The organism is Amycolatopsis sp. NPDC104775 (assembly GCF_055583325.1).
The window spans coordinates 368,123-391,502 of sequence record NZ_JBVJOE010000002.1 but is presented as its reverse complement, the minus strand read 5'-3'; the positions used below and the strand labels follow the sequence as shown (position 1 = coordinate 391,502).

Below are 23,380 nucleotides of genomic sequence, written 5' to 3'. Positions count from 1 at the left end.
CGCCGACGCTGACACGGAACTCTCGGAGTTCGCGGCCAGGACCGGCGGCCGTCCCGATATCGGCTGACGATCAGGTCAGGCGAAACGACCCCTGCCGATCGCCCGGCCGTGTAACCATCTGCCGTGCCCACGAGACGGTTGCATCTGGTTCGCGCGGACGAAGGCCACCGCGTCACGACCCTTGAGCTTTTCTTCGACCTGGTCTTCGTCTACGCCATCACGCAGACGACCGAGCTGATGTCCGGCCGCTTGAACCTGCTCGGCATCGGCGAGGGACTGCTGGTGCTCATGGTGCTGTGGTGGTGCTGGTGCAGTTACGCCTGGCTCGGCACCATGATCCACGTCGACCACGGCATCGCGCGGCTGGCGATGTTCGGGGCGATGGCGGTGATGTTCCTCGTCGCACTCGCGGTGCCGCAGGCGCTCACGAACGAACCCGGCGGGCTCGACGGGCCATTGCTGTTCGTCGCCTGTTACGGCGTCGTGCGGCTGCTGCACATCGTCGCCTACCTCGGGGCCGCACGGCACGACGCCGCGTTGCGCCGGGTGCTGCTGAAGATGCTGCGCGGACTGCTTCCAAGCCTGGCGCTGCTGGTCGTCGCCGACGTCGTGGGCGGGCCGTGGCAGCTGGTGCTGTGGGTGGTCGCGCTGGCGGTGGACTACCTCAACGTCTATCTGTCCGGTCCCGAGGGCTGGCGGCTGAACTCGCCCGCGCACTTCGCCGAGCGGTTCGGGCTGATCGTGATCATCGCGCTGGGCGAATCGGTCGTGGCGATCGGCATCGGGATCGGGCACGTGCCGATCACCTGGCTCGTCGCCGGGTCGGCGATTTGCGGGATCGCGCTCGCGGCGGGGATGTGGTGGACGTACTTCGACCTGGTCGCGAACGTCGCCGAACACCGGCTGGCCAGTGCCGAAGGCGTCGCCCGGACCAAGCTCGCCACCGACTCCTACACCTATCTGCACCTGCCGCTCATCGCCGGGATCGTCCTGGTCGCGCTCGGGTTGAAGAAGACGTTCCTGTCGCTGCACGCCAATCCGGCCGAGGCGCTGCACGGCGTCGCGCTGTGGGCGTTGACCGGCGGACTGGCGTTGTACCTGGTCGCGCTCAGCTCGCTGCGGCGGCGCAACCTCGGAAGCTGGAACCGGCAGCGGCTCGTGCTCGCGGCGGTGCTGCTAGCGCTCACGCCGCTGCTGGGACACGTGCCCGCGGTCCTGTTGCTGCTGATCGTCACTGCCTCGGTACTGCTGCTCATCGCGTTCGAACGCACGTCGCTGGCCCGGCGGCCGGTGGTCGAGTGAGCCGGGCCGCACTGGCGGATTCCTCGGGGCCGCGCTAACCTACTCGTGAGTAGGTAACGCGAGGGAGATGCTGCATGGCTGCGCCAAGGAAACGAGACGCGATGGGCCTCGGCCTGGCCGCGCTCACCCGGTTGGCCGGGAGCAAGGCGATCGACCGGGTCGGGCTGCGCGGACCGGTGCAGAACCTGGTCAAGACGGGGACCCGCACCGGTTTCCGCGCGGCCGGGGCGGCGACCCGGTCGTTCACCTCGGTCCAGCGCCTGGGCAAGCCGGCGCGGCTGGCGAAACCGGACGACCGCGGGCTGTTCGACCTGACGCCGGACGAGGACCAGAAGCTCATCGTCGAAACGGTCAGCGAATTCGCCGCCGAACAGCTGCGACCGGCCGCCGCCGACGCCGACGAGAAGCTCGCCGCGCCGGAAGGCCTGCTGAGCCGCGCGGCCGAGCTGGGCGTCAGCCTCGTCGGCATCCCGGAAGAGCTGGGCGGCGCGGGCACGGAGCGTTCGGTCGTCACGAACGCGCTGGTCGCGGAGGCGCTCGCGCACGGCGACCTCGGGCTGGCGGTGGCCGTGCTGGCCCCGTCCGCGGTGAGCACCGCGCTGGTCGCGTGGGGCGACGAGCAGCAACAAGCCGATTACGTGCCCGCGTTCACCGGTGAGCAGGTGCCCGCCGCGGCGCTCGCGCTGCTGGAGCGGACGCCGTTGTTCGACCCGTTCAAGCCCGCCACCAAGGCGAAGCGCACCCCGAAGGGCTACCAGCTCGACGGCGTGAAGTCGCTCGTCCCGCGCGCGGCGGAGGCCGAGCTGTTCCTCGTCTCGGCCGATCTGGAAGGCCGCGGCCCGGCGCTGTTCCTGGTCGAGTCGTCCAACGCGGGCGTGACGATCGAGTCCGAACCCGCGATGGGCCTGCGCGGCGCGGCCACCGGAAAGCTGCACCTGGAGAAGGTTTCGCTGCCCGCGGGCGCGCTGCTCGGCGGCGGCAAGGCGGACGTCTTCACCGAGGTGGTCCGGCTTTCCCGGCTCGGCTGGGCGGCACTCGCCGCCGGGGTCGGCAAGGCCGTGCTGGACTACGTCGTGCCTTACGTGAACGAGCGCACCGCGTTCGGCGAGCCGATCAGCCACCGGCAGGCAGTCGCCTTCTCGGTGGCGGACATCGCGATCGAACTGGAGGGCCTGCGCCTGGTCACGCTGCGCGCGGCCGCCCGGGCCGAACAGGGCAAGGAGTACGCGCGGGAAGCCGCGCTCGCCCGGAAGCTCGCCACGGACAAGGGCATGCAGATCGGCAACGCCGGGGTGCAGCTGCTCGGCGGGCACGGGTTCGTGAAGGAGCATCCGGTGGAGCGCTGGTACCGCGACCTGCGGGCGATCGGCGTGATGGAAGGCGCCGTCCTCCTCTGATCTTTTTCTTGCTGCGAAAGGCAACCCGATGATCAACCTGGAAGCTCCGAAGAAGGCCGGCGCGCTGATCAACCAGGCGTACCAGGCCGCGGCCGAGGTGTTCCGGCCGATCTCGCGCAAGTACGACCGCGCCGAGCACACCTATCCGTCCGAATTGGACATGTTCGCCGCGCTGCTGGACGGGCTGAACTCCTCCGGTGAAGGCGGTGCGGGCGCGGCCGGCGTGCGCAGGTCCGAAAAGGACGACGGCCCCAAGGGAAACCGCAACGGCGCCAACCTGAACGTGGTGCTCGGCACGATCGAAATGTGCTGGGGCGACGTCGGCCTGCTGCTGTCCATGCCGCGCCAAGGCCTCGGCAACGCCGCGATCGGCTCGGTGGCGACCGACGAGCAGCTCGAACGGTTCAAGGGCCTGTGGGCCGCGATGGCGATCACCGAACCCGGCTGCGGTTCGGACTCGGCCGCCATCACCACGACGGCCACCAAGGACGGCGACGACTACATCCTGAACGGTGAAAAGATCTTCGTGACGTCCGGCCAGCGCGCCGACGCCGTCGTGGTCTGGGCGACGCTGGACCGCACGAAGGGCCGCGCCGCGATCAAGTCGTTCGTGGTGGAGAAGGGCACACCTGGTTTCGAGGTCGTGCGCGTGGAGCACAAACTGGGCATCCGCGCGTCCGACACCGCCGTGCTGCGCTTCGAAAACTGCCGCGTGCCTGCCGAAAACCTCCTTGGCACGCCGGAAATCGACACGGCCAAGGGTTTCGCCGGGGTCATGCAGACCTTCGACAACACCCGCCCGCTGGTGGCCGCGATGGCGATCGGCGTCGCCCGCGCGGCGCTGGACGAAACCCGCCGCATCCTGACCGAAGCCGGTGTGGTCATCGATTACGACCGCCCGGCCCTGACGCAGCACGCCGCGGCCGCGACTTTCCTGCAACTGGAAGCGGATTACGAGGCGGCGTACCTGCTGACCCTGGAATCGGCGTGGATGGCGGACAACCGTCAGCCGAACTCCCTGCAGGCGTCGATGGCAAAGGCCAAGGCAGGGCGGACGGTGGTCGACGTGACGTTGAAGTGCGTCGAACTCGCCGGGGCGTATGGGTACACGGAGGAATCGCTGCTGGAGAAGTGGTCCCGGGATGCCAAGATTCTGGACATCTTCGAGGGGACGCAGCAGATTCAGCAGTTGATCGTGGCTCGGCGGGTGTTGGGCAAGACTTCCGCTGAACTCAAGTAGTTGTGACGCAACAGAAAGCCGCCCGGTCGATTGCCATTCTTTGGCGCACTGCGACCGGGCGGCTTTCGCGTCGGCACGGACCGGGTTTCATGATCAGGCCGCCTCCAGGCTGTCATCAAGGGGAGGCCGTCCGACACCGCGTCGACGGCCTCTTGCACCCGCTGGTGACTCGACGGGACGAGGTGCGTATGCGTCCGCAGCGTGAAGCCCGGGCCCGCGTGCCCAAGGTAGTCGGCCAGCTCCGCAATCGATATCGCACGCGCCAGGAGCGTCGAGGCGTGGAAGTGACGGAGCGCGTGCATCCCATCCCCGCGACCTCAGTGCTCCCGGTCGAACGCCCGCTTTTCATCAAGGACCTGACAGCCAAGGCAGCGGCTGGCGCTCGAATCCGGCTCGTATTTGGAGATCCGGAAGGCGACAGCGTCGCCCTGCGTAGCGAGGAAGAGCAGCTCGGCGAAGGCACGCGCGCAGCGCGCATCGGCAACGCGCTGGCGTTTTACCAACCGCTTATCGGTGTCGAAGGGGTGGAGATGCGGTTCCGCAACACGACGCTCTACGACTCGATCTTCCGGTTCGGCGACGAGATGTCACCAACACGCACGTGTACAGACTCCAGGAGCCCACGCCCCACCACTCCACCTGCGTAGGCTCTCCGCGGGGACCTGTTCGAGACGTATGCCCAGAAGTACGCTTGTACCGACCTCGCGTGGATCGCTGTCCGAGATCGCCTCTTCGAATGTCATCGAAACTTCGAGCATCTATACATACCCCCCGAAAACGCAGGATGCTATAGATCTCGTTACCTCTCACTTCCCATTTGGAATCTTCTCTACGCCCAGCGCTTTCCAGAAGGCTGGATGGATAACGAATCTTTCTACGGTTTTGAGACCCGTAGCGCGATCCGCAAGCGACTCATTGTCTTGCGAGAAAATCCAATCCTTGCCACGCCTTTCAACTCCAACAAAACCTATGAAACCAACCCTGAATAGTAGCTCGATCAGAGGATGATGAATGCGCTCCCAATCCTTGCTGCCAAGGTTATCCCAGATTGGTTGAGTTAAATCCATAATCCATTGGATTCGAGACAGATCCGGATCACTCAGAAGTAGAGCAGCCTGCTCGAAAATATCGGACATAATGCTGCGGTCCATCATCGCCGGGGCACCTTCGAACAATCCAAAAAGCGCATCAATGCGAGGATACGAAGGTTTCCACTCATCCCTGAGTGCAAGCAGACGGTTCTGCGAGTAGAGCATCTCAGCGTCGTGAATCATGTCCCACGTAAGGCGGCGCCTACCATCACTAAAGTCTAAGCATTCATTTATGAAGGTTAGAACATCCCTGGGCCTCATCAGTGTCCGGCGCAGAACATAGTCCAGAGCACTGCCACGCGCACGGTTCGCAACAGGGAGCAGGTCTTTGATTCCGCCAGCATCAACTCCAGGATGCCTGGCCCTCAATGCGCCGACTCGCTTGTCCAACAAAAGCTCTAAGTCATATTGATTCCAGCGCAACTGCAATGATGCCGAGCGAAATTTCTCTTCCTGACCGCCCGATCGTCCAAAGTCTAGATGTTGGAAGATGTTTGTCCTAAGCGCGACGATCACCTTCAAGTTTCGCACTCTTTTTAGATCTAACACAGCACGAAAAAGGCACCTAATCAAAGAGTTCAGAACGTACTCATCCGCCCAGTCACGATCCAGGTCGTCGATCACGATATAAGTGAAGTGCTGAGGCGAATCGAGAATGTTGTCGTTCAGAACGTTTATCATCTTATTTAGCCGCGCGATCTGACTCTCGTTGACTATCCGTTGAAATCGGTCAACTTGCTGACTCTTAGTCTCTCCTCCCTGCGTACTCTTTCGAGCCAGGTTTCCGCCAAATTCACCCTTGCCGAATCCGAATTTACCTGTCCCACCAGCTTCTAATTGCTTCTCAAATTTTTCAGTTATCTCCCTGACTCGCTCGTCAGTTTCACACCAGAACTTTCCTTCAAACTCATCGAGATAATCAAGGGCGGCAACCTTGCTCTTATCGCGCTTGATCGCATCTCGAAGGGTTAACAAAAAGTTCTGTTTTGCAGCCGGCGAGTCAACCTTGTACCGATGCCTGATGATCTCAACAAGAAGGACGTGCTTCCAAAGTGCAATAAAGAATGGATCAAGGTGAACTTCCAAGTCCACCAAATAGCGAAGTGCGTTGAGCTCCGCAATATACGGGAGCGATAGATCTTCCGGATTGATCCTTATCACATGGTCTGAATACTCCTCTTCAATGCGCTCCAGAATCGCAGTTTTTCCACTCCCAGTACGGCCGATTACGAAGCATCTCGGATCTTCACGCGACTCGATGGCTTCATAGTGTCCCGACAGATAGAAGGCTTCGCTACGAAGTGGGTCCGACTCCGCTTGCGCGTTACCAAGAGTGATCTTGGTAGAGAGAACGGGACTTGTCCGCCGTTTACCCAATTCCATCGCTCCTAAAAGTATGATCTGCCGAACTTGGCTCTACTGGATCAAGGACGCGTCCCCGCGCGGCGCGCCTGTCGCCTATGTAGGCCCTCGCCTGGGCGGCCGCCTCTGCTTCCGACACGGCGGGCTGCCGCTTCGCTTCCGCCCGTCGGCCGGGCGGTGCGTCCGCCAGCGGGTCGCCTGGCGCAGCGCCGCGCGGCACGTGTGTACCCAGAGCCAACGTCGACCTCCCTCTAAAGCGGCTGTGACGGACAAGGTCGTTCGTGACTCGAGCTCCGTTACGCATCGTCGTGAGGGACCTCCATCCGAAGCCTGATCGTGACAACGGCCGCATGCTTGCTTCGCATCGGGATGCAGGGGTAGGTGTCGCAGGTCCGCCAGACCGTCTCCAGGCCGTTAGAGGCCAGGGAGCAGCGACAGACAATGAGAGCTAACGAGACGTATCACCGCAGGTCAGAGGCCATTGACAGCGAAGCGAACGAGGCCAATCAAACCCAGCTGAGAAATCTTGAACAGCTTCGAGGGGACGCAGCAGATCCAGCAGTTGATCGTGGCTCGGCGGGTGCTGGGCAAGACTTCCGCTGAACTCAAGTGACCGACCCGCTCGGCCCGCCTCCGCGAAGCGGGCCGAGCGGCTCTTTCAGTCCAGTTGCTTCTTCCCCGTGGACTGCCCGAAGAAATACCCCAGGACCAGCAGGAACGCACTGGACAGCACCTGGTTGATCTCCACGTGCGCGAACATCGCGGCCACCACGGACAGGCACATGACCAGCAGGATCGCCGCTCCGACGTAGGTCGCCACGGATTCCTTCGCGAGGAAGTTCTGCCACACCTTGGCCTTCCGCTCGTACTTGTCGATTTCCGCGGCCATCGCCGCGGCCTCGACTTCGGCGATCTTCCGGCTGGTTTCTTTCAGTTCCCCGTCGATCTCCCCGGTCTTGCTTTCGAACTCGCCGAGCAACCGGTGGAATTTCTCCTTGGCTCCGGCGTCGTCCACTTCGGACACCGCGGACCGGAGCTTGCCGATCTCCTGTCCGACGGTCAGCCCGTTGATCAATTCGAGGATCTGCTCACGCCGCTCCAGGCAGAACTTCAAGGCAGCGCGGTTGGAATTCACCTTGCGTGCGACGTCCGAACGTCCTTTCGACGCTCTCGCCGCGGCCAGCGCCTCCTTGTGCAGCGCGAGTTTCTTCCGCTGCCGGGCGATGATCCCGTCGAGCCGGGTCAGCGACGAGTGAAGGTCGTCGACGGACTGCGTCTCGAGCGAGGAACTGTCCAGTCCGTCTTTGACGAATTCCAGTTCCATTCTCCGTCTCAACCGGCTGTGCCGGTCGTCGGCTTCTTCGAACTCAACTACTTCGCGATCTTCTGAAACGCTCATGGTGTTTTCCGTTTGACGAGGGGTGCGTGATTGCGGAACCGACTGCGCGCCGTCAGCGACGCGCCGGTTGTCTACGCAGCCCCTCGCCCGCCGCTGCGGTCAGCGGCGGCACGCTTGCCCCCTGGGTCACCATCGGCCTCCCTCTGCCGACTGCACTGACCTCCGGGTCGGTCGCGAGGACTCCTTCGTTGCGGACGGTGGCCAGCCGTCGCCGTTCCGAGCTCGAACCGTGACCACGGCCGCCGCAAGGTCAATTGCGAAAAGTGCAGTAATCGTCGTGAGAAGCACAGCAAAACGCTGCGATGAAAGCTCATTCAGGCTTTTTGGGCAGCAGAATCCAGGGCGTCCAGAACCGCGTCCCCATTCGCCCGCGCCCACTCCGTCAGGGTGTGGATCGGCTCGATCAACGTCGCACCCAGCGGAGTCAGCTCGTACTCCACCCGCGGCGGCGCCTCGGCATACGCCCGCCGGCTGACGAGCCCGTGCGCCTCCAGCCGACGCAGCGTCTGGGTGAGCACCTTGCGCGAAATCCCGCCGATCAGCTCGACCAGATCGCCGTGCCGGACCGGACCCTTGCTGAGACCGGCGAGCACCACCACCGTCCACTTGTCGGCGATCAGCTCGACCGCCAGGCGCGCCGGGCAGTCGGACAGGAAGACGCCACCGGGACCGCATTCGCTCATAGCGGCAAAGGTACTCCCAGGTACCTATCGGATTCCTAGCCTGGTTTTCGTCCCCCTCCGAAAAACCAGGAGAGTCATGCGAGTCATCACCCAGCAGAAGCTTGGCGGCCCCGAAGTGCTCACGATCGTGGACGCACCCAAACCGCGGGCACTGCCGACCGAGGTCCTCGTCCGTGTCAAGGCGATCGGGCTGAATCCGTTGGAGGCGCGGCTGCGCGAAGGTGAGTTCCCGTTGCTCGGCCAGCCGCCGTTCGTCCTCGGCTGGGACGTCAGCGGCGTGGTCGAAGACGCGTTGACCTGGCGGTTCCGGCCGGGCGACGAGGTGTTCGGGATGCCGCTGTTCCCCCGCGCGGCCAACGCTTACGCCGAGGTCGTGGCGGCGCCGGCGTTGCATCTGCTGCGCAAGCCGAAGCAGCTTTCCCACCTCGAGGCCGCCGCGTTGCCGGTCGTCGGACTGACGGCGTGGCAGGGGCTGGTCGACCTCAGCGACGTGCGGGCTGGCGACCGCGTGGTGATCCACGGCGGTGGCGGCGGGGTCGGGCACGTCGCCATCCAGATCGCGAAAGCGCTTGGCGCACACGTGATCGCGACCGCCAGCGAGAGCAAGCGGGAGTTCGTCGAGGGGCTCGGCGCCGACGAAGTCATCGACTACGCGAAGGTCGACTTCGCTGAGGTGGTCCGCGAGATCGACGTTGTGCTCGACACTCTCGGCGGCGACACCGTCGAGCGGTCGCTCGATGTTCTCCGCCCCGGCGGGCATTTGGTGACGGCGGTCGCGGACGAAGACACCGAGCTGATCGCGAAGTTCGAGGCGGCCGGGATGCGGTTCAGCGGCATCGCGGTAGAGCCCGATCCGATCGGCCTGCGCGGGCTGGTCGCTCTCGTCGAGCAGGGCAAACTCCGGGTCCACGTGCAGGAGACGTTCCCGTTCGAGCGCATCGCCGACGCGCATCGGCTGCTGGACCGCGGTCATCTCCAGGGCAAGGTCGTCCTAACCGTGTGACACCGCGGCTTTAGACCTCCAGTACGATCCGTCCGCGCGCCTCGCCGGATTCCATCAATCGGTGCGCCTCGGCGGCCGACGACAGCGGCAGGCGGGTGCTGATCCGGGGCCGGAGGATTCCGGTGGACAGCGCCCGGTTGATGACGCGGGCGGCGGAGCCCAACGCGGCGATGCCGGCGTTGCTGATGGCGAAACCGCGGATGCTGGCGTCGCGCGTGTACAGCTGACCGATCGGCAGCGTCGGGGCCGACTCCATCCCGGCCATCGCCACGATGCGGCCGCCGCGGGACAACAACGGCACTGCCGAGACCAGATCGTGCTGGCCCGCGTTGTCCCACAACAAATCCACCGCAGGGAGTTTGCGGTAGAGGTCGGGGTCGGCGTAGTCGAAAACCTCGTCGGCTCCGCATTCCCGGCACCATTCCGCATCCTCGGCGCGGGCGGTCGCGATGACACGCAGGCCGGCGGTCGAAGCAAGTTGGACGACCGCGCTGCCGACCCCGCCGCCCGCGCCGAGCACCGCGATCGTCTCGCCGTAACCGGCGTCGGCGTGTTCGAAGAGGCCCAGGTACGCGGTGGCCGCGGTGTGCAGGACGGCGACGGCGTCGTCGGAAACCCCTTCTGGCAAGGGATAAAGCCGATCTTCGGGAACCGCGCAGTACTCGGAGAAGGAACCCTGCCGTCCGTCGTGGCCGAGGCTGTTGCACCACACGCGGTCGCCGGGAGCGAAGCGGTTTACTGGCGATGAGACAACAGTGCCCACCAGATCCCGGCCGATGACGAACGGGTACGAAACCGCGGTGGGATACGCGCCGGAGCGGATGAAGGTGTCGACGTGGTTCACCGCCACCGCGGAGACTTTCACCAGCACCTCGCGCGGACCCGGTTCCGGATCCGGAAGCGGGCCGACCTTGATCTCGGAACTGTCGCCGAGCGACGTCACGTATGCAGCGATCACCGGCCCACGGTACCGCCGATTTTTTTACCGGCTTCGCGCGGATATCGGAGTGCTTCCCGCTGCGCGAAAAGCAGCGTAACTGCCCAGATATGCCCGGTCAGCCGGACAAATCGTCCAGGAACTCGTCGAGGTAGCGCCAGGTCGTGCCCCGGGCCCGGCGTCCGGTCAGGACGCCGAGATGCCCGCCGGGCGCGGTGCGGAACCGGACCTCCGGCGCGTTTTCCAGCAGCTGCACCACACGTTCCACCGAAGCCCGCGGCGCGATGGTGTCGGTTTCGCCCGCCACCACCAGCATCGGTTTCTTCACGTCGGACAGGCTGATCTTGCGCCCGTTCAGGTCGACGGTGCCCTCGGCGAGGTCGTTGGTGCGGAACAGGCGGTGATACAGCTGGCCGAACGTCCGCCCGGGGTAGGCGTACATGTTGCTCATGAAGTGGTCCACCGCCTCGATCTGCGCGAGGTAGTCGCGGTCGTCGAGGTTTTTCAGGATCGCCAGCGGTTTCGTGATCTCCTTGGAGATCCCGGTGGCCCGGAACACCCGGGTGACCAAATAGGACGGTGCGCCGCCGAACACCCGGTAGACCGGGGTGAGCAGATGGCCGCCGGTGAGGTCCACGAGCGGCCGGAACGGCGCGACGATCGGGATCGCGGTGAAATCGACCGGCGAGCCGACCGCGGTGATCGATTCGATCGGCAGGGCCGGCTGGTCCGCGCTGACCAGCATGGAGAAGATCCCGCCGAGCGACCACGACACCAGGTGCACGCCCTGGCCGCCGGCGTCCTCGCTGACCTTCCGGATCGCCCTCGGCAGCACCTCGTCGATCCAGTGCTCGATGCCCAGCCGGCGGTCGGAAAACGCGACCATGCCGTAGTCCACGAGGTAAGTCGGCCGTCCGCCCTCCACCAGGTGCTCGATGAGGCTGCAGCCGCGGCGCAGATCGAAGCACAGCGCGGGGGCGGCCAGCGGCGGCACCAGCAGCACCGGCGGGCCGGAGGTCTTGGTCGCGCCGTGGGTCATCCGGTACACCGACCGGTTGGGCCCCTGGTCGATCAGCACCCTCGGCATCGGCCGCAGATCGGCGACCCCACCCTGGAACACCTTGCCCACGACGTTGGCCGCGGCGGCGGCCAACCGGGCCGGTGGGGAAACCATCTAGCGCCTCCTGGAACTCGTCGTCTGCCGGGCATCTTGCCGTGCGCGCGGGCGCGGCATCAACACGCCACTCCCGCAAGCACCCGGCAAGCGCACGTCCGCCTCAGACGCTCCCATCAGGCGGGACGGCCGACGGCGCGCTCCGGGCCGCGCGGCCCTCGTACTCCGCGCGCTCGGGCGAATGCGCGGCGGAAGCCAGCAGTTGATCCCCGCCGAGCGCGCGCACCAGCCATTCGCCGAACGCGCGCGGGAACAGCCGGGTGACGCGGCCGGTCAGATCGAGCGATTTCGGGACAAAGACGTCGAATTTCGGCCGTTCCAACGCATCGACGATCGCCGCCGCGACGTCTTCCGGGCCAACCGACTTGATGAACCGCGCCTCGCCCAGCCCGGACGCGAGTTCGGTGCGCACCACCGCGGGCATCACGCATGACACCTCGACGCCGGTGCCGCGCAGCTCCAGCCGCACCGCCTCGGACAACCCGACCACGGCGTGTTTCGTGGCGCAATACGTGGCCGCACCGGCGAATCCGGACTTTCCGGCCATCGACGCCACGTTCACGATGTGCCCCCGGCCGCGCGGCTTCATCCGTTTGACGGCCTCGCGGGTGCCGTGCACGACCGCGTGCACGTTGATCTCCAGCATCCGCCGCGTCGCCGCGTCGTCCTCCTCGTCCAGCGGCGAAAGCGGCATGATTCCGGCGTTGTTGATCAGCACGTCGATCGGCCCGACGGTGCGTTCGACGTCGTCCAGGAACGCGGTGAAGGCGGCCGTGTCGGTGACGTCCAGCGGCGACGCGACCACGTCCGGACCCAGCTCGCCTGCGGTTTTCTCGGCACGGACCCGGTCGAGGTCGCCCAGCACGAGCAGGGCGCCCCGCCGGTGCAGGGCGGCGGCGGTGGCCGCGCCGATGCCCTGCGCACCGCCGGTGACGACGACGACCTTCCCGGAGAGCGACTGCCTGGCCATGGCGGACTCCTCCACTCTATTGACACTTAGCCAATATCGTCCTCCGTGCCCGGCCTTGCCGCTATCCCCCAACCCGTTGTTCAAGAACCTGGCCGAGCCAGCCGTCGACGGTGAACTGCTCGGTCGGCTTGAAGCCCTGGCTCTCGTAGTAGCGCGGCAGATCGCCGTCGCCGCCCGCCCAGCAGTCGACGCGCACGAGGTCGATCCCGCGCCGTTGCGCCTCGGCCATGGCGTGCTCAAGCAGTCGCGCGCCGACCCGGTGCCCGGTGAACCGGCGGGAGGTGATCAGCAGCCGCACGTACAGTTCGGGCTCGTCGACCGCCGGGGTGTAGGGCATGGGCTGCCCGAGGATCAGTGCGCCCGCGGGTTTTCCGTCGATCTCCGCCATCCGGAACCCGGGCTCGGCCACGAACTCGTGCACGCGTTCGACGCGTTTCGGGTTCGTACTCCACGGCTGCGTGCCCCATTGGCCCGCGCTGCCGCGCGCGACCAGCCATTCGACGGCCTCGTCGAAAAACCCCAGCAGAACGTCTGCGTCTCCGGCGGCCCCAGGCCGGATGGTGAACTCCATAAGCCCACAATAGGGACAAGTGAAGCAGCGCCGCCGGGACTCCGCCCGGACGCCCCGGCGGCGCTGGGTCTCAGGCGCCGACCCCGAGGTGGCGCGCGATGAGCATCCGCTGCACCTCGCTGGTGCCCTCGCCGATTTCCAGGATCTTCGCGTCGCGGTAGAAGCGGCTGACCGGGAATTCGTTCATGAAGCCGTAGCCGCCGAAAATCTGCGTCGCGTCGCGGGCGTTGTCCATCGCCGCGTTCGACGCCACCAGTTTCGCGATCGACGCTTCCTTCTTGAACGGTTCGCCGCGCAGCATCTTCGACGCCGCCTGGTAGTACGCCAGCCGAGCGGTGTGCGTGCGCACTTCCATGTCCGCGATCTTGAACTGGATCGCCTGGTACTCGCCGATCCGGTGGCCGAACGCGACGCGGTCCTTCGCGTATTTCAGGCATTCGTCCACACAGCCCTGCGCGAGGCCGACGCTCAGCGCGGCGATCGCCACCCTGCCCTCGTCCAAAATGGACAAGAACTGGGCGTAGCCGCGGCCCCGCTTGCCGACCAGGTTCTCCGCGGGCACGCGGACGTCCGAAAAGGACAGTTCGTGGGTGTCCGAGCAGTTCCAGCCGACCTTCGAGTACTTCGGGGCCACCGTGAAGCCCGGCGTGCCGGACGGGACGATGATCGCCGAGATCTCCTTGCGGCCGTTCTCCATCACGTCGGTGACCGCGGTGACGGTGACCAGCTTCGTGATGTCGGTGCCGGAGTTGGTGATGAACGCCTTGCTGCCGTTGATGACCCATTCGTCGCCGTCGAGCCGGGCGCGCGTGCGGGTGGCTCCCGCGTCGGAGCCGCCGCCGGGTTCGGTGAGCCCGAACCCGCCGAGCGCCTCGGCGGTGGTCAGCATGGGCAGCCAGGTTTCCTTCTGTTCCTGGGTGCCGAAGCGGTAAATGGGCATCGCGCCGAGCGAAACCCCCGCCTCCAGCGTGATCGCGACCGAGGAGTCGACCCGCGCCAGTTCCTCCAGAGCCAGGCACAGCGCGAAGTAATCCCCGCCCATGCCGCCGAACTCCTCCGGGAACGGCAGGCCGAACAGGCCCATCTCGCCCATCTTGGCGACCAGTTCGTACGGGAATTCTTCCTTTTCGTACAGCGGCCCGATCACCGGCGCGACCTCCGCCTGCGCGAAGTCCTCGACCGTCTTGCGAAGCGCTTCGTATTCCTCGTCCAGCCGGAAGTCGATCACTGCTTCTCCTCTGCTGCGCTCACCACGGCCAGCGTTTCGTCGAGCGCGACCTGCTGGCCGACCCGCACGGAAAGCTCAGTCACCACACCGTCGATCGGCGCGGTCACGGTGTGCTCCATCTTCATCGCCTCGACGACCAGCAGCGGCGTCCCCGCGCTCACCACGTCGCCTTCGGCCGCCTTCACCACCAGCACCGTTCCCGGCATCGGGCTTTTCACCGGACCAGCGCCCGCCGCCTCACCGCGTGCGGACAGCGTCTGTTCCTGGTCGGCGAACGCGAACGACTGTCCCTCGCGGGCCAGCCACACTGTCCGTTGTGGACCGTCAGCGCAGCGGTACCGCTCCACGCCGTTCGCCCGGCGCACCTCCAGCAGATCACCTTCCCGGCGAGCGGAAACGCGCACCGGCTCGGCGTCGTCCACCCGCACCGAAGCGTCCGACGGCGTGCCTTCGACCCGCACGACGGCTTGGGTTTCCCCCGCGCGCAAGCGGAAAGTGACTCCGCCGGGACCGCTGAGCCGCCATCCGCTCGGGACGTCCCACGGGTCCACGATCGCGCCGGTCGGCTGGAGCGAAATCAGCCGGTCCATTGCCGCGGCGACGAAAAATCCGGCCGGAACCTCCGACGAGACCAATTCGGACAGTCGCCGGTCCACCAGTTCGGTGTCCAGCTTCCCGGCGCGGACATCCTCGTCGGCGAGCAGGCCGCGCAGGAACGCGATGTTCGTGCCGAGGCCGAGCAAAGCGGTGTCGGCGAGCGCGCGGTCGAGTTTCTGCAGCGCGGACGCCCGGTCCGGGCCGTGCGCGATGATCTTCGCCAGCATCGGGTCGTAGTTCGACCCGACCACCGCGCCGACCGACATCCACGAGTCCACCCGCACGCCGTCGCCGGAGGGCTCGTGCACGGCGAGCACCGTGCCGCCGGTCGGGATGAAGCCGCGCGCCGGATCCTCGGCGTAGACCCGGGCTTCGACCGCGTGCCCGTCGAGGCGCACCTCGTCCTGCGTCAGCCCGAGTGGCTCCCCTGCCGCCACCCGCACCTGCCAGGACACCAGGTCGAGGCCGGTCACCATTTCCGTGACCGGGTGCTCGACCTGCAGCCGGGTGTTCATCTCCATGAAGAAGAACTCGTCCGGGTTGTGCGCGGACATGATGAACTCGACCGTGCCCGCGCCGACGTAGCCGACCGACCGCGCGGCTTCCGCGGCCGCCGCGCCCATTTTCGCCCGGGTGGCCTCATCGAGCAGCACCGACGGCGCTTCCTCGATGATCTTCTGGTGCCGCCGCTGCAGGCTGCACTCGCGTTCGCCGAGGTGCAGCACGGTGCCGTGGGTGTCGGCCAGCACCTGGATCTCGATGTGCCGCGGCGTGGTGACGAACCGCTCCATGAGCAGTGTGTCGTCGCCGAACGAACTTTTCGCTTCGCGGCGCGCGGATTCGATCGCAGCGTCCAATTCGGACTCTTCGTGCACCAGGCGCATGCCCTTGCCGCCACCACCGGCGGACGGCTTCAACAGCAGCGGATAACCAACTTTAGCCGCCGCTTCGGCGAAACCGCCCTCCGGAATGTCCACATCGGACGCACCGGGCACCACCGGGACACCGGCCGCGGAAACCGTGGCCTTCGCGCGGATCTTGTCGCCCATCTTGTCGATCGCTTCCGGCGGCGGGCCGATGAAGACCAGCCCGGCCTCCGCGCAAGCCCGTGCGAACGCGGTGTTCTCGGCGAGGAAGCCGTAGCCAGGATGCACCGCCTGTGCGCCGGTTTCCTTCGCCGCGGCGACAATCGCCGGAATCGACAGGTAGCTCTTCGCGGCTTCGGCCGGGCCGAGACGCACTGCGGTGTCGGCCTCGCGCACGTGCCGGGCGTCGGCGTCCGCGTCGCTGTACACCGCGACGGAACGGATCCCGAGCGCACGCAGCGACCGGATTACGCGAACCGCGATCTCCCCGCGGTTGGCGACCAGAACAGTCTCGAACACGCTCATCACATCCGGAAGACGCCGTAGTTGACTTCGGGCAAAGGCGCGTTAGCCGCGGCCGACAAGGCGAGCCCGAGCACCGTGCGGGTGTCCGCCGGGTCGATCACGCCGTCGTCCCACAGCCGCGCGGTGGAGTAGTACGGGCTGCCCTGCTCCTCGTACTGCTCGCGGATCGGGTCCTTGAACGCTTCTTCGTCCTCTGTGGACCATTCGCCGCCGCGACCCTCGATCGCGTCGCGGCGCACCGTCGACAGCACCGACGCGGCCTGCTCGCCGCCCATCACGGAAATCCGCGCATTCGGCCACATCCACAGGAATCGCGGCGAATACGCCCGGCCGCACATGGAGTAGTTGCCCGCGCCGAAAGACCCGCCGATGATCACGGTGAACTTCGGCACCCGCGCGCAAGCCACCGCGGTGACCATTTTCGCGCCGTGCTTGGCGATGCCGCCCGCCTCGTACGCGCGGCCGACCATGAAGCCGGTGATGTTCTGCAGGAACACCAACGGGATCGAGCGCCGGTCGCACAGTTCGATGAAATGCGCGCCCTTCATCGCGGACTCGGCGAACAGCACGCCGTTGTTCGCGATGATGCCGACTGGGTGGCCGTGGATGTGCGCGAAGCCGGTGACGAGCGTCGAGCCGTACTCCTTCTTGAACTCCGCGAACCGGCTGCCGTCGACGATGCGGGCGATGACCTCGCGCACGTCGTACGGGGTGCGCGAATCCGTCGGCACCACGCCGTACAACTCGCGTTCGTCCACTGCGGGCGGCTCGATCGCCTTCACGTCCCACGGCCGCGGCGTGCGCGGGCCAAGGGTGGAGACGATGTCACGGACGATGCGGAGCGCGTGCGCGTCGTCGTCCGCCAGATGGTCGGTGACACCGGACTGGCGGGCGTGCACGTCGCCGCCGCCCAGTTCCTCGGCCGTCACGACCTCTCCGGTCGCGGCCTTCACCAACGGCGGTCCCCCAAGGAAAATCGTGCCCTGATTGCGCACGATGACCGCTTCGTCGCTCATCGCCGGGACGTACGCACCACCCGCGGTGCACGAGCCGAGCACCGCGGCGATCTGCGGGATGCCGCGCGCGGACATGGTGGCCTGGTTGTAGAAAATCCGGCCGAAGTGCTCGCGGTCCGGGAAAACCTCGTCCTGGCGCGGCAGGAACGCGCCGCCCGAGTCGACCAGGTAAATGCACGGCAGGTTGTTGTGCAGGGCGACTTCCTGCGCCCGCAGGTGCTTCTTCACCGTCATCGGGTAGTACGTGCCGCCCTTGACCGTGGCGTCGTTGGCCACGATCACGCATTCGCGGCCGGACACCCGCCCGATCCCGGTGATGATGCCCGCGGACGGGGCCTCGTCGTCGTACAGCCCGGTCGCGGCGAGCGGCGAAAGCTCGAGGAACGGGGATCCCGGGTCGAGCAGCGCGTCCACCCGGTCGCGCGGCAGCAGTTTGCCGCGTTCCACATGGCGGGCGCGCGACTTCTCCGGCCCGCCGAGCCGGGCGGCGGCGAGCCGCTTGTGCAGATCCTCGACCAGTTCTCCGTGCGAGGTGACGCTCCGGGCGAAGGTGTCGCTGCTCGGATCCGCGGAACTGCGCAGTACCGGCGTGTCCATGGCTCTCCGTCGAGACGTTAGCGGTCGTTAACTCCGCCGAGAATGTTAGTGCTCGTTAACCGTCGTGTCCAGCCCAGCACAAGGCACCCGGCCACGCGGCCGGGTGAAAGAGGGAACAGGTCAGCCCGCGACGGCGTCGGAGATCCAGCCGGCCACCGGCAGATCCCGTTCGAGGCATTCGACCGACAACCGGATCGTCCAGCGCAGCGCCTGCAGCAAGAGGCTGTCGACTTCATTCGGAGCGGCGCTCGCCAACGCGATCTCGACCTGTTCGCGAGCGGCGGCCGTATTGCCGTGCACCTCGGCGAGCAGCGTGCGGACGGCGGTGCGCACCGGCGGATCGGCCTGGTCGATCGAAACCTCTTCGCCCGCTTCGTCGAAGACCTGCACCTTGACCGGGGCGGTGCCGCCGTCACCGAGGGTGGACACCATCGCACTGCACTCGCCGAAGAGCAGCAGCATCAGCTCTTTGGTTTCCTCGGCGCGTTCGGCCGGCTCCGCGGACGAGGGCGTGACCTCTTCCAGCGCCTCCGTGTCCTCGCCAAGGCTGATGGCGACGAGCGCGCGCTGCGCCTTCTCGACGAGCCGCTGCTCGCCCTCGCTCCGGTCCGCGGTCACGTGCCTATCAAACACCAGACCGGCGGTCGGCGGGATACCCCGGATCGCGGCCTCAGCCCGCCGCGGAAAGCGCACCCAGCGCGAGGCGGCACAGCAGATCCGCCAGTGCGCTGTCACCGAGATGGCGGTTGTAGGGCGTCGAGTTGATCAAGCCGAACACGGCGTGTGCCGCCGACCGCGCCTGGCGTTCGCCGAGCCCGGGCACAGCTTCGCGAATCGCCCGCACCCACACCTCGACGTACTGCCGCTGGAGCGCGCGCACCTGCTTGCGGTCACCGTCGGTGAGGTTCGCGAGATTGCGTTCCTGCACGGTGATCAGCGAAGGATGCTCCAGCGCGAAGTCGACATGGAACCGCACGAGCGCGGCCAGCAGTTCGTCCGGCGTGCCGCCCGCCTCGGCTCGCGCGGTGCCGCCTTCGAGCAGATAATGGCTGATCGAGTTCAGCATTTCCCCGAGAATCGCGTCCTTGCTGCGGAAATGCCGGTACAGCGCGGGACCGGAGATGCCGACTGCCGCACCGATGTCGTCGATGCCGACGCCGTGGAAACCGTGGTGGGCGAACAGCTCGGCGGCGGCGGAGAGGATCTGTTCCCGTCTGTTCGGCTTCGCGCCGTTCACCAGTGGGAGGGAATTCGCCGACATCCGCACATAGTAGGTCCCGCGGTTAGCGGGCGCTAACTTCCCGTCCTACTTCCTGCCTGGGCCAAGTGGACGCACCCGGATTTCAGGGGTGTCTCGTGGGGATTGCACCTGGTAAAGCTTTACCGCGTCAAGCTGTCACGACAGGAGTGACCTATGGCTGCAAACACCCGTCAACCATCACGACGCATCCTTCGGATGTGCGCGGCCCTGGGGGTCGCTCTCGCAACCTCGCTCGGGCTCGCGTCCACGGCGAGCGCTGCGTCGCAAAACTACGTCGCGCTCGGCGACTCCTACTCCTCCGGAGTGGGGGCCGGGAGCTACAACGGAGATTCCGGCAGCTGCAAACGCAGTGCCAACGCCTACGGCCAGCTGTGGGCCAACGCCCACTCCGGCACCAATTTCACCTTCCTCGCCTGCTCGGGCGCGAAGACCGGCGACGTGCTGAACCAGATCGGCTCGATGCCGTCGGACGCCACCTTGATCACGCTCACCGTGGGCGGCAACGACGCCGGATTCACCGACGTGATCAAGACCTGCACGCTGGGAAGCGACCAGACCTGCGTGGACCGGGTCAACACCGCCAAGACCTACGTCCAGAACACCCTGCCCGGGCTGCTGGACAGCGTGTACTCGGCGGCCAAGAGCAAGGCTCCCGGCGCTCAGCTGGTCGTGCTGTCCTACCCGCGGTTCTACACCGTGCCCGGGTCGTGCAGCGTCGGGCTGAGCGACACGAAACGGTCGGCGATCAACTCCGGCGCGGACACGCTCGCTTCGGTGATTTCGTCCCGGGTTTCCGCGGCAGGCGGGAAGTTCGTGGACGTCCGGCCGGCGTTCGTCGGGCACAACATCTGCTCTTCGGCGAGCGACTACCTGCACAGCTTGACCTGGCCGGTGGACGAGTCGTACCACCCGACTGCCGCCGGGCAGCGGGGCGGCTACTACTCGCCGCTGACCTCGGCGATCGGCTGACGTTTCGCGAAGATCGGTGAAGGCCGCCTTGAGTTCGCTCAAGGCGGCCTTCACCGCGTCTCAGCCCAGCAGAGTCTTGACCAGCGCGGCGATCTGCTCGGTTTCGATGAGAAACGAGTCGTGGCCGTACGGCGACGTCAGCACGGTTGCCTCGCCGCCGAGCGCTGCCGCCATCGCGCTCGATTGATACGGCGGATAGAGCCGATCGCTGTCCACCGCGGCGACCACGGTGCGCGCGGTGACCCGGCTCAACGCGGCCGCCACCCCGCCTCGGCCGCGGCCGACGTCGTGAGTGTTCATGGATTCGGTGAGCACCACGTAGGAACCCGCGTCGAACCGGTGGACGAGCTTGTCCGCGTGATGGTCCAGATAGGACTCGACCGCGAACCGGCCGCCCGTCAGCGGGTTTTCGTCCTGCTGCGCGCGGTTTCCGAAACGCGTCTCCAGTTCGGGTTCGCAGCGGTAGGTGACGTGCGCGATCCGCCGGGCCACGCCCAAGCCGCGACAAGGGCCTTCGGCCGCAGCGTAGTAGTCGCCGCTGTGCCAGGCCGGATCTCCTCGGATCGCGTGGAGTTGAGGCGCGGCCCAAGCGATCTGCTCGGCGGACGCCCGGGCGGTCGAGGCGAGAACGAGCGCGGAGGCAACCCGATCGGGTTGACTTACTGCCCATTCGAGGGCACGCATCCCGCCCATCGAACCGCCGGCGACGGCGGTCCAGCGTTCAATGCCGAGTGCGTCCGTGAGGGCCGCTTCGGCGTTGACCTGATCTCGGACGGTCAGCGCCGGGAATCGGCTTCCCCATGCCTGCCCGTCCGGGGCGGGCGAGGACGGGCCGGTCGACCCCTGACAGCCGCCGAGGACGTTAGGGGCGACGACAAACAGCTCGCCGGTGTCGAAAGCCTTGCCGGGGCCGATCAGTCCGTCCCACCATCCGGAACTCGGATGTCCGGGTTCGGCGGGACCGGCGGCGTGGCTGTCGCCGGTGAGCGCGTGCTCGATGAGGACGGCGTTGGAACCGTCGGAGTTGAGCGTTCCCCACGTTTCGTACGCGAGGGTGTAGCCGGGCAGGGTCGCACCGGCCTCCAGCGCGAGCGCGCCGGGGCCGGTGAACCACTGCCGTCTGCCGGGTGGGTCCCCCGCCCGCCACGCGCCGGTGACGGGCGGAAGACTCGCGCCGGGATCCGTCACAGCGCCGCCTTGGCGGCCCGGAAGCCCGCCTCGAGATCGGCCTTCAGGTCCTCGATTCCCTCCAGCCCGACAGCGAGCCGCACAAGACCCGGCGTGACACCGGAGGCGAGCTGTTCCTCGGGGCCGAGCTGGCTGTGCGTGGTCGAAGCCGGGTGCACGATCAGACTGCGCACGTCGCCGAGGTTCACCAGCTGGCTGTGCAGTTCGGTGCCGTCGACGAACTTCCGGCCCGCCTCGACTCCGCCGCGAAGCTCGAACGACAGCACCGCGCCGACGCCGCGCGGCAGATACTTCTGCGCCGCCGCGTGGTACGGGCTCGACGGCAGCCCGGCGTAGTAGACCTTCTCGACCTCGTCGCGCTCTTCCAGCCATTCCGCGAGGGCCTGCGCGTTGGCGGAGTGCCGCTCCACGCGCAGCGACAGGGTCTCGATGCCCTGCAGGATGAGGAAGCTGTTCAGCGGAGCGATCGCCGCGCCGGTGTCGCGCAGGATCTGCACGCGCGCCTTGGCCGCGAACGCGCCCGGCCCGAGCGCCTCCCAGTACTTGAGACCGTGGTAGCTGGGGTCGGGCTCGTTGAAGCCCGGGAACCGGCCCGGGTCCTTGCCGAAGTCGAAGGTGCCGCCGTCGACCAGAACGCCGGCGACAGTCGTGCCGTGTCCGCCGAGGTACTTCGTCGCCGAGTGCACGACGATGTCCGCGCCGTGTTCGATCGGGCGGACCAGGTACGGCGTCGGCACCGTGTTGTCCACGACCAGCGGGACCCCGGCTTCGTGCGCGAGGTCGGCGACCTTGCGGATGTCGAGGACGGCGCTGCTCGGGTTGGCCAGCGTCTCGGCGAAGAACAGCTTGGTGTTCGGCCGGACCGCGGCCCGCCACTGCTCCGCGTCGTCCTGGTCGTCGATGAAGGTGACCTCGATGCCGAGCTTCGGCAGCGTGTAGTGGAACAGGTTGTAGGTGCCGCCGTACAGCGACGGGCTGGTGACGAAGTGGTCGCCAGAGTTGGCCAGGGTCAGGATCGCCGCGGTGACCGCCGCCGAACCGGAGGCGAAGGCCAGCCCGGCGACGCCGCCTTCGAGGGTGGCGACGCGCTGCTCCAGCACGTCCTGGGTCGGGTTGTTGATGCGGGTGTAGATGTGCCCGGGCTCGGCGAGGCTGAACAGATCGGCCCCGTGCTGCGTGTCGCGGAAGACGTACGACGTGGTCTGGTAGATCGGCGTCGCGCGGGCGCCGGTGGCCGGGTCGGGTGCCGCCCCCGCGTGGATCTGCTTGGTCTCGAAGGACCAGCTCGTGGTGTCTTCCGGCATCTGCTCGCTCCTAGCGGTCGGGATCGGGTCGGCTGGCGGCGACGCTAACCAGGCCGGACGAACCGCCCAACCGCTCTCACGGGATGAGAGCCCTACGCACCCGAACGTAGGAACAAGTGCCGAGCGCGGGCGGACGACGCGACCCGGCCGCGCGGCGCACGCTCAGGCGCATGGACTGGAGAATGCGGCCGGCGACCCGGAAGTGGTTCCTGTTCGGCCACGTCGTCACGTCGGTCGGCTGGCTCGGAGCCGAACTCGCGGTGCTGATCTGCAGCGTTCTCGCGATCGCCGGCTCCGATCCGGTGACCGTGCGCAGCGCGAACGTCATCGCCGGCGTGCTCGCCGGTGCGCTCTACTTCCCGGCCAGCCTGCTCGCCCTGGCGACCGGGGTCGTGCTCGGGCTCGGCACGAAGTGGAAGCTGGTGCGCTACCACTGGGTGCTGTGGAAACTGCTGGCGACACTTGCCCTTTTCGTCGGCGGAAACCTGCTGGTGGTCCCTTCTTTCGTCGCGCACGGCGAGCAGGCGTCGCGCGGCGAGATCGTCGGGGCGAGCGCGGTGTCCGGCACGGGGGCGATGAGCGTCGGCCTGACCTTGCTTCTGGCGGCGACGCTGGTGTCGTACTTCAAACCGTGGCCGAAGCTCTTTCGCGCTAACTAGTGCCGCGGGTGGCGAAACCGGGGCAGTCTTCTACCGTTCCA

Annotated in this window: 21 protein-coding genes; 7 read left to right on the top strand and 14 right to left on the bottom strand. The window is 66.8% G+C overall.

Going from position 1 to position 23,380, the window contains the following annotated elements; genetic code table 11:
- The first annotated feature begins 123 nt into the window (after positions 1-123).
- From ACZ63D_RS10615 to ACZ63D_RS10600, 4 genes are all read left to right on the top strand, one after another.
- Positions 124-1,302, top strand: coding sequence for a low temperature requirement protein A (locus ACZ63D_RS10615; protein WP_465354038.1), 1,179 nt, complete (start codon positions 124-126; stop codon positions 1,300-1,302).
- Between the two features lie 101 nt (positions 1,303-1,403).
- On the top strand, positions 1,404-2,699 hold the full coding sequence (locus ACZ63D_RS10610; RefSeq protein WP_465354746.1) for an acyl-CoA dehydrogenase family protein: 1,296 nt from the start codon (positions 1,404-1,406) through the stop codon (positions 2,697-2,699).
- Positions 2,700-2,727: 28 nt separating this feature from the next.
- The gene (locus ACZ63D_RS10605; protein WP_409462718.1) at positions 2,728-3,939 is read left to right on the top strand and encodes an acyl-CoA dehydrogenase family protein; all 1,212 of its coding nucleotides are present in this window, start codon (positions 2,728-2,730) and stop codon (positions 3,937-3,939) included.
- A 278-nt stretch (positions 3,940-4,217) separates the two neighbouring features.
- A complete protein-coding gene (locus ACZ63D_RS10600) occupies positions 4,218-4,586 on the top strand; it encodes a hypothetical protein (RefSeq protein ID WP_465354037.1) in 369 nt (122 codons plus the stop codon).
- Between the two features lie 159 nt (positions 4,587-4,745).
- Here ACZ63D_RS10600 and ACZ63D_RS10595 read toward each other — a convergent pair whose 3' ends face one another.
- The 3 genes from ACZ63D_RS10595 to ACZ63D_RS10585 all read right to left on the bottom strand — a co-directional run bounded on the left by ACZ63D_RS10595 (position 4,746) and on the right by ACZ63D_RS10585 (position 8,474).
- Positions 4,746-6,413: a P-loop ATPase, Sll1717 family gene (locus ACZ63D_RS10595; protein ID WP_465354036.1), complete on the bottom strand. Its 1,668-nt coding sequence runs from the start codon at positions 6,411-6,413 to the stop codon at positions 4,746-4,748.
- Between the two features lie 637 nt (positions 6,414-7,050).
- Complete coding sequence (locus tag ACZ63D_RS10590; protein ID WP_465354035.1) at positions 7,051-7,791, bottom strand: hypothetical protein; 741 nt, start codon at positions 7,789-7,791, stop codon at positions 7,051-7,053.
- 314 nt (positions 7,792-8,105) lie between these two features.
- Positions 8,106-8,474, bottom strand: a complete 369-nt coding sequence (locus ACZ63D_RS10585) for a winged helix-turn-helix transcriptional regulator (protein WP_465354034.1) — start codon at positions 8,472-8,474, stop codon at positions 8,106-8,108.
- A 76-nt stretch (positions 8,475-8,550) separates the two neighbouring features.
- On the opposite strand from ACZ63D_RS10585, the gene ACZ63D_RS10580 reads away from it, so the two are divergent.
- The gene (locus ACZ63D_RS10580; RefSeq protein ID WP_465354033.1) at positions 8,551-9,477 is read left to right on the top strand and encodes an NADP-dependent oxidoreductase; all 927 of its coding nucleotides are present in this window, start codon (positions 8,551-8,553) and stop codon (positions 9,475-9,477) included.
- 10 nt (positions 9,478-9,487) lie between these two features.
- Here the strand turns inward: ACZ63D_RS10580 and ACZ63D_RS10575 are convergent, their stop codons facing one another.
- The 9 genes from ACZ63D_RS10575 to ACZ63D_RS10535 form a co-directional block, all read right to left on the bottom strand.
- Positions 9,488-10,435 carry an NADPH:quinone reductase gene (locus ACZ63D_RS10575; protein WP_465354032.1) on the bottom strand — a complete coding sequence of 316 codons (948 nt, stop codon included), beginning with the start codon at positions 10,433-10,435 and terminating at the stop codon, positions 9,488-9,490.
- A 97-nt stretch (positions 10,436-10,532) separates the two neighbouring features.
- On the bottom strand, positions 10,533-11,588 hold the full coding sequence (locus ACZ63D_RS10570; protein ID WP_465354031.1) for an alpha/beta hydrolase: 1,056 nt from the start codon (positions 11,586-11,588) through the stop codon (positions 10,533-10,535).
- Between the two features lie 103 nt (positions 11,589-11,691).
- On the bottom strand, positions 11,692-12,558 hold the full coding sequence (locus ACZ63D_RS10565; RefSeq protein ID WP_465354030.1) for an SDR family oxidoreductase: 867 nt from the start codon (positions 12,556-12,558) through the stop codon (positions 11,692-11,694).
- 61 nt (positions 12,559-12,619) lie between these two features.
- Complete coding sequence (locus ACZ63D_RS10560) at positions 12,620-13,129, bottom strand: GNAT family N-acetyltransferase (RefSeq protein ID WP_465354029.1); 510 nt, start codon at positions 13,127-13,129, stop codon at positions 12,620-12,622.
- A 70-nt stretch (positions 13,130-13,199) separates the two neighbouring features.
- Positions 13,200-14,357 carry an acyl-CoA dehydrogenase family protein gene (locus ACZ63D_RS10555; protein WP_465354028.1) on the bottom strand — a complete coding sequence of 386 codons (1,158 nt, stop codon included), beginning with the start codon at positions 14,355-14,357 and terminating at the stop codon, positions 13,200-13,202.
- The gene (locus ACZ63D_RS10550) at positions 14,354-16,339 is read right to left on the bottom strand and encodes an acetyl/propionyl/methylcrotonyl-CoA carboxylase subunit alpha (RefSeq protein WP_465354027.1); all 1,986 of its coding nucleotides are present in this window, start codon (positions 16,337-16,339) and stop codon (positions 14,354-14,356) included. Before ACZ63D_RS10550 ends, ACZ63D_RS10555 begins: the two co-directional genes overlap by 4 nt.
- Positions 16,340-16,344: 5 nt before the next feature.
- Positions 16,345-17,958 (bottom strand): carboxyl transferase domain-containing protein, encoded by a 1,614-nt coding sequence (locus tag ACZ63D_RS10545; protein WP_009082875.1) that lies wholly within the window; start codon positions 17,956-17,958, stop codon positions 16,345-16,347.
- A 120-nt stretch (positions 17,959-18,078) separates the two neighbouring features.
- Positions 18,079-18,576, bottom strand: a complete 498-nt coding sequence (locus tag ACZ63D_RS10540; protein ID WP_465354026.1) for a hypothetical protein — start codon at positions 18,574-18,576, stop codon at positions 18,079-18,081.
- A 52-nt stretch (positions 18,577-18,628) separates the two neighbouring features.
- Positions 18,629-19,219 carry an SACE_7040 family transcriptional regulator gene (locus ACZ63D_RS10535; RefSeq protein WP_465354025.1) on the bottom strand — a complete coding sequence of 197 codons (591 nt, stop codon included), beginning with the start codon at positions 19,217-19,219 and terminating at the stop codon, positions 18,629-18,631.
- A gap of 195 nt (positions 19,220-19,414) precedes the next feature.
- On the opposite strand from ACZ63D_RS10535, the gene ACZ63D_RS10530 reads away from it, so the two are divergent.
- Positions 19,415-20,188, top strand: a complete 774-nt coding sequence (locus tag ACZ63D_RS10530; RefSeq protein WP_465354024.1) for an SGNH/GDSL hydrolase family protein — start codon at positions 19,415-19,417, stop codon at positions 20,186-20,188.
- A gap of 60 nt (positions 20,189-20,248) precedes the next feature.
- Here the strand turns inward: ACZ63D_RS10530 and metX are convergent, their stop codons facing one another.
- Positions 20,249-21,376 carry a homoserine O-acetyltransferase MetX gene (gene metX / locus ACZ63D_RS10525; RefSeq protein ID WP_465354023.1) on the bottom strand — a complete coding sequence of 376 codons (1,128 nt, stop codon included), beginning with the start codon at positions 21,374-21,376 and terminating at the stop codon, positions 20,249-20,251.
- Complete coding sequence (locus ACZ63D_RS10520) at positions 21,373-22,680, bottom strand: bifunctional o-acetylhomoserine/o-acetylserine sulfhydrylase (RefSeq protein ID WP_465354022.1); 1,308 nt, start codon at positions 22,678-22,680, stop codon at positions 21,373-21,375. Before ACZ63D_RS10520 ends, metX begins: the two co-directional genes overlap by 4 nt.
- Positions 22,681-22,850: 170 nt before the next feature.
- On the opposite strand from ACZ63D_RS10520, the gene ACZ63D_RS10515 reads away from it, so the two are divergent.
- Positions 22,851-23,339 (top strand): hypothetical protein, encoded by a 489-nt coding sequence (locus ACZ63D_RS10515; RefSeq protein WP_465354021.1) that lies wholly within the window; start codon positions 22,851-22,853, stop codon positions 23,337-23,339.
- Positions 23,340-23,380: the final 41 nt, after the last annotated feature.